The organism is Enterococcus saccharolyticus subsp. saccharolyticus (assembly GCF_029023825.1).
In the GTDB taxonomy this organism is placed as follows: domain Bacteria; phylum Bacillota; class Bacilli; order Lactobacillales; family Enterococcaceae; genus Enterococcus_F; species Enterococcus_F saccharolyticus.
Window position 1 is genome coordinate 563565 of the sequence record NZ_CP118957.1, and the last position, 8936, is coordinate 572500.

Sequence of the window (8936 nt, forward strand, 5' to 3'; positions counted from 1 at the left end):
AGAAGGTATAATAATGAACAGGTGGTGAAAAAATGACCGAAGAAAAAGCAAATCTGACAGATGAAATGACAGCCGTCTTGGAAGAAATTGTCGAAACAACAGAAAAAGAACAACCAACAAAAGGTGAGCTGGTTTTACCAATTAGTGAGACTGAATTTATGATTGGCAACCGCCAATACAAATTAGTGATGAATTATCGTGAAGGGTTTGATGCCCAACGTTTAGGTGAACGTTATAGTGAAGTGCTAGCACGTTATGATTATATTGTAGGTGATTGGGGTTATGAACAATTACGCTTAAAAGGTTTCTTTGAAGTAACCAATCGTAAGGCGTTACCTGATCAACGGATCGATATGTTAGAAGACTACTTATATGAATATTGTAATTTTGGTTGTGCCTATTTTGTAATTCAACGTGTCGGTGGCAAACGCGACAAAGCAAACAATCGTCGCCGTAAAAAACGCCAACCATCGTCACAAGCACATATTTCTGAAAAGAAAGAAGTTGTATCGAATAAAACCAAACCAGTGATGAAAACACGTCAACCAAAAGACAAAGAAAAGAAACAACAACTGAAAGATAAAAAAAGTTTTACAATTCGAAAGAGAGAAGAATAAATAAATGACTTATAAAGGATACTTAATTGACTTAGATGGAACGATTTATTTAGGAAATGCACCTATTCCTGCAGGGAAACGTTTTGTCGAAGCACTGCAACGTCGCCAATTACCATTTTTGTTTGTGACCAATAATACGACAAAAACGCCTGAAACAGTGGCGCATCGTTTGGCTACTGAATTTGATATTCATGTTGCTGCAGATAAGATTTATACCGCAAGTTTAGCTACGATTGATTATATGCATGATGACAAAAAAGGCAATAAAGTCTATGTCATCGGTGAAACTGGTTTGATTGATTCTATTTTATCGGCAGGTTTTGAATGGGATGAAAAGAATCCTGACTATGTTGTGGTAGGTTTAGACTCGCAAGTGACGTATGAAAAACTGACGATTGCAACATTAGCGATTCAAAATGGTGCGACGTTTATCGGCACGAATCCCGATAAAAATATTCCGACAGAACGTGGGTTGTTGCCAGGTGCAGGTTCGTTAATCAGCCTATTGGAAACGGCGACACGTGTACGTCCTATTTTTATTGGAAAACCTGAAGCAATTATCATTGAAAAAGCGCTGGAGCATATTGGTTTAACCAAAGAAGAAGTGATTATGGTTGGCGACAATTATGAAACGGACATTCGTTCAGGAATTAATAATGGGATGGATAGTTTATTAGTGTTGTCTGGATTTACACCGAAAGCAGCAGTACCTAGTTTACCAGTTGCACCGACGTATGTGTTAGACAGCTTAGATGAATGGAATTTTGGCGATGAATAGAAAATGGCAATGGTTAGAAAGAGTAGGCATCCTCTCTTTTTTCTTAACGGCGATTAGTTTGGCAATTACACTCACGATTAATTTCCAACCGCTGTATAGTTGGTCTATCGATCATTTTCAATTGTTAACAATGACAACTTTGTCTAAAAGTGAGTTGCTAGATAATTATGGATTATTGCTAAACTTCTTAAATAATCCATGGAATCACACGTTAGCACTACCCGATTTTCCCATGTCTGAAGCTGGCGCAGGACATTTTTATGATGTGAAGAAACTCTTTCTATTGAATTATAGTGTTTTAGCGATTACTATTGTGCCAACAGGGATATTTTTACGGTATTTACAAAAAAATCGTCGTTTTTGGCGATTGCTATTTCCGATGCAACTTGGGATGGTTGCGCCATTTATTTTTGGTTTTTTCATGTTTGTTGGATTTGATGCGTTTTTTATCAAATTCCATGAGTTATTTTTTAGTAACGATGACTGGTTGTTTAATCCAGCGACAGATCCAATTATTAATGTATTGCCGGAACAATTTTTTATGTATTGCTTTATTTTATTTTTCATTTTAATTGAAGTGTTTTTCTTACTCATGTTTTTCTTAGGCAAAAGAGAATTAAAAAGAAGTTCGCACCAATAATTGGGCGAACTTCTTTTTATTGTGTAATATCTTGGGCGCGATCGGGGTATTGATGTGCCAAGCGACTGGCAGCGGATGCGGCAATTGCGCCCACAATGTCATCTAAAAATGTATGCACCCGAGGACCTTCGTGGCTGTTTAATTCCGCTAAAATACCGGGTTTTACTTTGTCAATGTAGCCATAGTTGGTAAAACCAATGGAACCATAGACGTTGACAATCGAAAGCGCTAAAATTTCATCAATGCCGTACAAGCCTTCATCTTCTGTCACAATCTCTTGTAACGGTTGTAGCAGTTTATCTTCTTCAGCTAAAATATCTAACTGAATTCCTGTTAAGATAGCGTTATGCACTTCGCGTTTTGTTAAAACTGAATTTACACTATCCACACATTCTTCTAAAGTTAAATCAGGTAGATATTTTTTTTGTAAATGCATGACCAAATTGGCGATGTCAACGACTGAAACACCACGATCACCTAATAATTGTCGGGCTTTTTGTTCAAGTTGGCTAGTTTGTAAGACCATGATTCATCCTCCTATCAGATTTTCGATTATTCTATTCTTTCATGTTATACTATTGCATGGATGGAATCAAATAAAGAAAAGCGGTGAGAACATGTTTCCTCTAGTTGAATTTTGTGAAACAAATTTAGCAGAAGGTAGTCAACTAGTCATGGATGAACTAGAATCAATGGAAGAAGTTGATGTCATGACCTATTCGTGTTTGAGTGAGTGTACTTTGTGTGCGCAAAAACCTTTTTGCTTTTTTGAAGGTGAGCGTTTAGCTGCCGAAACGCCAGAAAAACTGCTTATTTTAGTCAAAGAAAAATTAGTCGAATGGCAAGAAGATTATCTATAGATAAAAAGAGGAAAGTTCACGCAGAACTTTCCTCTTTTGTTTATTCATGAAAAAGACTTGTACTGTGTGCCGGTTGCGTACGATTTTTAGGATTGATGTAATGTAACGCATTGTTCACAGCAGTCGGCGCTTCCCCAAAACCAGTCGCAATTAACTTCACTTTGCCATCATACAAAGTAATGTCCCCACAAGCATAAACACCTTCTAACGAGCTCCGCATATCGGAACGTACCGGAATGCCTTGACGGGAACTAGTGATGCCCCAATCTTTTAAATTCAACGACGAAGAAAACCCGTAATTCACAATTAAATAATCAACTGCTAGGCGCACTGTTTCGTCGCTTTTTGGTGCTTGCAAATAAATTTCCTCTAACATTCGATCACCCGCAACTTCTTTGATAATGTAAGGGGTCATAATATTTACCGAGGAATGTTTTAATTGATTGACACTATGTTCATGTGCACGGAATTCGGAACGGCGATGAATTAACGAGACTTCAGCCGCAATCGGTGCCAACATCAATGCCCAATCAATCGCTGAATCGCCACCACCTGCAATCGCCACTTTTTTACCAGCATATTTCATCAAATCTGGAACGTAATAATCAATGCCATAGTTTTCAAAATTCTCCGCTTGAGGAACGGTTAATTTACGCGGTTGAAAAGACCCATTTCCGAGAGCTAAAATCACCGCACGGGAATAATGCGTGCGTTTATTCGTCGTCAATTCAATGATGCCATCTTCTTGGCGTTCGATTTTTAAGACTTGTTCTTCCAAACAGTAGCGTTGATTGAAGGTAGTCAGTTGGTTTTCTAATTTTTGGACTAAATCGCCCGCTTTGATTTTAGGGTATCCTGGAATATCATAAATGTATTTTTCAGGATACAACGTCGACAACTGCCCGCCTAATTGAGGCAAAGTATCGATAATCTTCGTTTTGGCGTTGCGCATCCCCGCATAAAATGCCGCAAACATGCCTGCTGGACCAGCACCAACAATTGTAATATCATAAATAGTCATACGTATAAGCTCCTTTATAAACTGAACGTTGTTTTTGCAGTTCCCATTATAACAAAGAATATTGTGCGTGGCATTTTTATTTTTTTCTGCTATTATTAGACTATCAAACCGTAAGGAGGAGATTTTGTTGTCTCAATTTCCACAATTAGACTTAGCAAATCAAACAGGAGCAAAAGCGCTCGTTAAAACAAACCGTGGGGATATTACCATTCAATTATTCCCAGAACATGCCCCAAAAACAGTTGAAAACTTTGTTCAACTAGCGAAAAAAGGGTATTATGATGGAATTATTTTCCACCGAGTTATTCCTGATTTTATGATTCAAGGTGGCGATCCAACTGGTACAGGTATGGGTGGCGAAAGTATTTATGGTTCAAGTTTTGAAGATGAATTCTCACAAGAATTATTCAATTTACGTGGCGCATTGTCAATGGCAAATGCGGGTCCAAATACAAACGGTAGCCAATTCTTTATCGTGAATAACCAAAACGTGCCAGCTAACATGATTGGTCAAATGGAAAGTGCTGGTTACCCAGCAGAAATTATTGACGTGTATAAACAAGGTGGTACACCATGGTTAGATTTCCGTCATACTGTCTTTGGTCAAGTCGTTGAAGGCATGGATGTTGTCGATGAAATCGGTGGTGTCCAACGCGGACCACAAGATCGTCCTGTTCATGACGTAGTAATTGAAACTATTGAAATTAGTGAATAAAAGCAAAAGAGGCTGATCTCACAGCCTCTTTTTTATTTAGAAAACTTTTGCAATCCTTTTTAATCCTTCTTCTAAATTCTTTCTTGGGCACGCAACGTTTAAGCGCATATGTTGATCGCCCATCGAACCAAATGTAATACCGGCATTTAACACGACCCCAGCTTCTTCAATCATTTTCTTATTTAATTGACTATTGGTGAGACCATATGCTGAAAAATCAAGCCATAGAAGATACGTAGCTTGTGGCTGCATACAGGTGACTTGTGGCAAGTGTTGTTTCAAAAATGTTAAAGTGAATTGAATATTTTCTTCTATATATACTAATAAATCAGTTAACCAACGCGTGCCATGTTGGTAAGCTGCTTGCGTACCTATCATGCCAAATGTATTGATTTCATTTTGATAAAGTTGTTTTTGTAGCATGCTAAATTTCTGACGTAAGTCTGGATTTTTTATAAAAACCATGGAGTGTTTAATCCCTGCTAGGTTAAATGTTTTTGTTGCAGAAGTTAAAACCAATGAATGGTCACTAAAAGAAGCATCAACATTATGATAGGTTGTAAAAAGATTTGGCGCGAAAACTAAGTCTTGGTGGATTTCATCGCTGACTACGAGTACTTGATGTTTTTGACAAATTCGCCCCATATGATAGAGCTCATCTGATTGCCAGACACGACCTCCGGGGTTATGCGGATTGCATAGGATAAATAATTTTACCTTTTCTTCTATAATAAGTTCTTCAAAACGGTCAAAATCAATTTGAAATTGTTCCTTTTCGATTAACTGATTCCGAACCAGCTTGCGGTGATTGGCTTTAACGACTGATGCGAAGGGCGGATAGACTGGATCATGAATTAAAATGGCATCATTTGGTTGCGTAAAAGCTTGAATAGCTAAAGCAATACTTGGGACAACGCCACTATGAAAAAGAATCTCTTCTTTTTGTAAATGATAGTGGTGTTGAGTAGCTTGCCATTGGATGACTGCTTCAAATAATTCTTGCGGAAAGTAGGTATAACCCAACACTCCTTGTTTGATGTATTCTTGGAAAGCATTTTGTACAGCTGGTAATACATGAAAATCCATGTCAGCAATCCAAAAAGGGAGCAAATCATTTTGGTGATACTTTTTTTCAGGAATATCCCATTTTACGCTGTTTGTGTTTTTTCGAGAGATAGTTGTATCAAATGTATTCATCAGACTTTCTCCTTTGCAGAAGCAAGTGAATCTCTGCTTCATTTTTTTATTACTTACTAGTATAATAAAAGATGCGAAGAGAGGGAACGATATGACATATAAAATTGGGGACATTTTAGAAGGAACAGTAACAGGAATACAACCATATGGTGCATTCGTTTCATTGGATGACGAAACACAAGGGTTGATTCATGTGTCAGAAATACAGTCAGGTTTTACCAAAAATATTCACGAAGTATTACAAATAGGTGATCCGGTACATGTGCAAGTGATAGATATTGATGAATATACGAAAAAAATTAGTTTGTCACGTCGTACATTAGAGACAAAATTTGTTCATACGGGACACAGAAAAAAACGATACTTTACGAATAAAAATAAACGGATTGGTTTTCGAACAATTGATGACCATTTGCCAAGATGGATTAAAGAGGCACTGGAAATGCTTTCTTAAGAAAAAATGCTGAAAATCAACTGTATCTGTTGATAAATTGTGTTATCATATAGGAACAGAAGAGAATACCGATCGAGGTGAGTATGTTGAAAAACAAAAGAGTTGCCGGAACAGTCATGCTTCATTTGGAAGATGGCTCGAAGAAATTTTTGATGCGTGTGGTTGATGAAAAATTAGAATTAGCATCTACAGCTTTTTCAGAAGAACGTACAGGATTAGCAAATATCTTACAGTTGTTAAAAGAAACAGTACACCTTGATATTTCATGCATTAATTTGGTGGAACTAACAAATGGTTATGCAGACAATATGAGCATCCCATTGTTTGTATTTGAAACGCAAGAAAAAGACCAGAGTACGTCATTACCAACAGAATATGCTTGGAGAGAGGCAAGAGATTTCCGACAAATTATTCAAGACTATGATATTGATGGCATGCCTTTTTTCTAAAATAAACAATTTAAGCCGATTTTCGGCTTTTTTTAACGATTTTTTTAATGATGGCCATGATTATTGTTCGTTTTTATCCTTGGAAGCAGATAATATCCTATAGATGCTTATTGTTTGGTTTTAAAATACGAACAAAGTAGTTGTTTTGTTTAAAACTAACACAAACACCCATTATTTTTTAGTTGACGTCCCTATTAAATCATGATAAATTAATCAACGTTGATTTAATTACCAACAACAAATAAACGTTTAAAACTTTTTGAAAAAAAGAGTTGACGAAAGAAATGACAGATGATATTATAACGGAGTCGTCAAAAATGATTTGATTATAATTGTTGAAACAACAACAAATTAATTGAAAAATATTGTTGACAAATAACAATTCATTTGTTAAGATTATCAAGTCGCTGCAAAGAAGTAACTCTTACTTCTAAAAAAACTTTTTGAAAATAGTAGTTGACATTCACTTGTTAAACTGATATGATATAAAAGTTGCTAATGTAGCAAATGTAGACCTTTGAAAACTGAACAAAGCAAGCAAACGAACCAATTGTGTAGGACACTTCTACGAGGTAGAAGTTATACAACAAGCAAGCAAATAGCTAGCAAAGTTAATTTTTTATGAGCTTAACAATCGCAAGATTGTTTCAAATTTTTTTATGAGAGTTTGATCCTGGCTCAGGACGAACGCTGGCGGCGTGCCTAATACATGCAAGTCGAACGCTTCTTTTCCGCCGAACTTCGGTTCATTGGAAAAGAGGAGTGGCGAACGGGTGAGTAACACGTGGGTAACCTGCCCATCAGAGGGGGATAACACTTGGAAACAGGTGCTAATACCGCATAATGCTTTTTCTCGCATGAGAGAAAGCTGAAAGGCGCTTTTGCGTCACTGATGGATGGACCCGCGGTGCATTAGCTAGTTGGTGAGGTAACGGCTCACCAAGGCAACGATGCATAGCCGACCTGAGAGGGTGATCGGCCACACTGGGACTGAGACACGGCCCAGACTCCTACGGGAGGCAGCAGTAGGGAATCTTCGGCAATGGACGAAAGTCTGACCGAGCAACGCCGCGTGAGTGAAGAAGGTTTTCGGATCGTAAAACTCTGTTGTTAGAGAAGAACAAGGATGAGAAGAGAATGTTCATCCCTTGACGGTATCTAACCAGAAAGCCACGGCTAACTACGTGCCAGCAGCCGCGGTAATACGTAGGTGGCAAGCGTTGTCCGGATTTATTGGGCGTAAAGCGAGCGCAGGCGGTTTCTTAAGTCTGATGTGAAAGCCCCCGGCTCAACCGGGGAGGGTCATTGGAAACTGGGAGACTTGAGTGCAGAAGAGGAGAGTGGAATTCCATGTGTAGCGGTGAAATGCGTAGATATATGGAGGAACACCAGTGGCGAAGGCGGCTCTCTGGTCTGTAACTGACGCTGAGGCTCGAAAGCGTGGGGAGCGAACAGGATTAGATACCCTGGTAGTCCACGCCGTAAACGATGAGTGCTAAGTGTTGGAGGGTTTCCGCCCTTCAGTGCTGCAGCAAACGCATTAAGCACTCCGCCTGGGGAGTACGACCGCAAGGTTGAAACTCAAAGGAATTGACGGGGGCCCGCACAAGCGGTGGAGCATGTGGTTTAATTCGAAGCAACGCGAAGAACCTTACCAGGTCTTGACATCCTTTGACCACTCTAGAGATAGAGCTTTCCCTTCGGGGACAAAGTGACAGGTGGTGCATGGTTGTCGTCAGCTCGTGTCGTGAGATGTTGGGTTAAGTCCCGCAACGAGCGCAACCCCTATTGTTAGTTGCCATCATTTAGTTGGGCACTCTAGCGAGACTGCCGGTGACAAACCGGAGGAAGGTGGGGATGACGTCAAATCATCATGCCCCTTATGACCTGGGCTACACACGTGCTACAATGGGAAGTACAACGAGTTGCGAAGTCGCGAGGCTAAGCTAATCTCTTAAAGCTTCTCTCAGTTCGGATTGTAGGCTGCAACTCGCCTACATGAAGCCGGAATCGCTAGTAATCGCGGATCAGCACGCCGCGGTGAATACGTTCCCGGGCCTTGTACACACCGCCCGTCACACCACGAGAGTTTGTAACACCCGAAGTCGGTGAGGTAACCTTTTTGGAGCCAGCCGCCTAAGGTGGGATAGATGATTGGGGTGAAGTCGTAACAAGGTAGCCGTATCGGAAGGTGCGGCTGGATCA

10 protein-coding genes and 1 rRNA gene (1 of these 11 only partly in view) are annotated in these 8936 nt (G+C 39.4%); 8 read left to right on the plus strand and 3 right to left on the minus strand.

Annotated elements, in window-relative coordinates; genetic code table 11:
* The first annotated feature begins 32 nt into the window (after positions 1-32).
* The 3 genes from PYW32_RS02940 to PYW32_RS02950 are packed head-to-tail and all read left to right on the plus strand — an operon-like array spanning position 33 to position 2035.
* Positions 33-617 (plus strand): YutD family protein, encoded by a 585-nt coding sequence (locus tag PYW32_RS02940; protein ID WP_016175817.1) that lies wholly within the window; start codon positions 33-35, stop codon positions 615-617.
* Between the two features lie 4 nt (positions 618-621).
* The gene (locus tag PYW32_RS02945) at positions 622-1395 is read left to right on the plus strand and encodes a TIGR01457 family HAD-type hydrolase (protein WP_016175816.1); all 774 of its coding nucleotides are present in this window, start codon (positions 622-624) and stop codon (positions 1393-1395) included.
* Positions 1388-2035, plus strand: coding sequence for a TIGR01906 family membrane protein (locus PYW32_RS02950; RefSeq protein WP_016175815.1), 648 nt, complete (start codon positions 1388-1390; stop codon positions 2033-2035). Before PYW32_RS02945 ends, PYW32_RS02950 begins: the two co-directional genes overlap by 8 nt.
* 16 nt (positions 2036-2051) lie before the next feature.
* On the opposite strand, the gene PYW32_RS02955 is transcribed toward PYW32_RS02950, so the two are convergent.
* Complete coding sequence (locus tag PYW32_RS02955) at positions 2052-2561, minus strand: phosphatidylglycerophosphatase A family protein (protein WP_016175814.1); 510 nt, start codon at positions 2559-2561, stop codon at positions 2052-2054.
* 91 nt (positions 2562-2652) lie between these two features.
* Between PYW32_RS02955 and PYW32_RS02960 the strand changes: the two genes are divergently transcribed.
* Complete coding sequence (locus PYW32_RS02960; RefSeq protein ID WP_016175813.1) at positions 2653-2895, plus strand: DUF1450 domain-containing protein; 243 nt, start codon at positions 2653-2655, stop codon at positions 2893-2895.
* A 40-nt stretch (positions 2896-2935) separates the two neighbouring features.
* On the opposite strand, the gene PYW32_RS02965 is transcribed toward PYW32_RS02960, so the two are convergent.
* Entirely contained in the window at positions 2936-3916 is a 981-nt protein-coding gene (locus tag PYW32_RS02965; protein ID WP_016175812.1) for an NAD(P)/FAD-dependent oxidoreductase, read from the minus strand.
* A 127-nt stretch (positions 3917-4043) separates the two neighbouring features.
* Here PYW32_RS02965 and PYW32_RS02970 point away from each other — a divergent pair, with 127 nt between their 5' ends.
* Entirely contained in the window at positions 4044-4631 is a 588-nt protein-coding gene (locus tag PYW32_RS02970; RefSeq protein WP_016175811.1) for a peptidylprolyl isomerase, read from the plus strand.
* A gap of 36 nt (positions 4632-4667) precedes the next feature.
* Here PYW32_RS02970 and PYW32_RS02975 read toward each other — a convergent pair whose 3' ends face one another.
* Positions 4668-5828: a MalY/PatB family protein gene (locus PYW32_RS02975; RefSeq protein ID WP_016175810.1), complete on the minus strand. Its 1161-nt coding sequence runs from the start codon at positions 5826-5828 to the stop codon at positions 4668-4670.
* 91 nt (positions 5829-5919) lie between these two features.
* Here PYW32_RS02975 and PYW32_RS02980 point away from each other — a divergent pair, with 91 nt between their 5' ends.
* From PYW32_RS02980 to PYW32_RS02990, 3 genes are all read left to right on the plus strand, one after another.
* Entirely contained in the window at positions 5920-6282 is a 363-nt protein-coding gene (locus PYW32_RS02980; protein WP_016175809.1) for a CvfD/Ygs/GSP13 family RNA-binding post-transcriptional regulator, read from the plus strand.
* An 86-nt stretch (positions 6283-6368) separates the two neighbouring features.
* The gene (locus tag PYW32_RS02985) at positions 6369-6731 is read left to right on the plus strand and encodes a hypothetical protein (RefSeq protein WP_211210806.1); all 363 of its coding nucleotides are present in this window, start codon (positions 6369-6371) and stop codon (positions 6729-6731) included.
* 655 nt (positions 6732-7386) lie between these two features.
* A 16S ribosomal RNA gene (locus PYW32_RS02990) occupies positions 7387-8936 on the plus strand; it runs 8 nt beyond the window's last position.